Raw genomic sequence first — 685 nt, 5'->3', positions numbered from 1 at the left:
TGATCGGCACCTGGACCTCGTTCCTCCTCTTCGGCGGCGAGTTCCCCGGCACCGACATCATCGGACGGCTCTACACGCTGCACATCCTGATCCTGCCGATGCTCGTCATCGCGCTGATCGCCCTTCACCTGATCCTGATGATCGTGAACAAGCACACCCAGTTCGCCGGCCCCGGCCGCACGAACGCGAACGTCGTGGGCTACCCGATCATGCCGGTCTACGCGGCGAAGATGGGCGGGTTCTTCTTCCTCGTGTTCGGCGTGATCGCGCTGCTGGGCACCTTCTTCCAGATCCTGCCGTTCTGGGTGTACGGGCCGTACGACCCCTCGCCCATCTCGGCGGGCACGCAGCCGGACTGGTACATCGGCTTCGCGGACGGTGCGCTGCGCCTCGCCCCGCCGAACTGGGACGTGGTGCTGTTCGACCGCACCTGGTCGTTCGGCATCATCGTGCCGGTGGCCGTGATGGGGCTGTTCATCCTCACCGTGCTGTTCTATCCGTTCATCGAGGCGTGGGTCACGGGCGACAAGCGCGAGCACCACATCGCAGAACGACCGCGCAACGCGGCCACGCGCACGGCGATCGGTGTCGCGGGCGTCCTCTTCTATGCGGTGCTGTGGGCGGCGGCGTCGTCCGACCTCATCGCCACGCACTTCATGCTCACGATGGAGGGCGTGATCCACAC

The 685-nt window shown here is 65.8% G+C and carries 1 protein-coding gene; it reads left to right on the top strand.

Annotated features, from left to right (window positions below; translation table 11 throughout):
* Nucleotides 1–685: cytochrome b (locus tag DW297_RS10320; protein ID WP_205828269.1), on the top strand; the 685-nt coding region annotated here is incomplete at both ends.

This window comes from Microbacterium sp. PF5, from assembly GCF_004794315.1.
GTDB classification, from domain to species: Bacteria; Actinomycetota; Actinomycetes; order Actinomycetales; family Microbacteriaceae; genus Microbacterium; species Microbacterium sufflavum.
The sequence above is the reverse complement of the archived record's forward strand: the minus strand, read 5'-3'. Positions and strand labels throughout refer to the sequence as shown.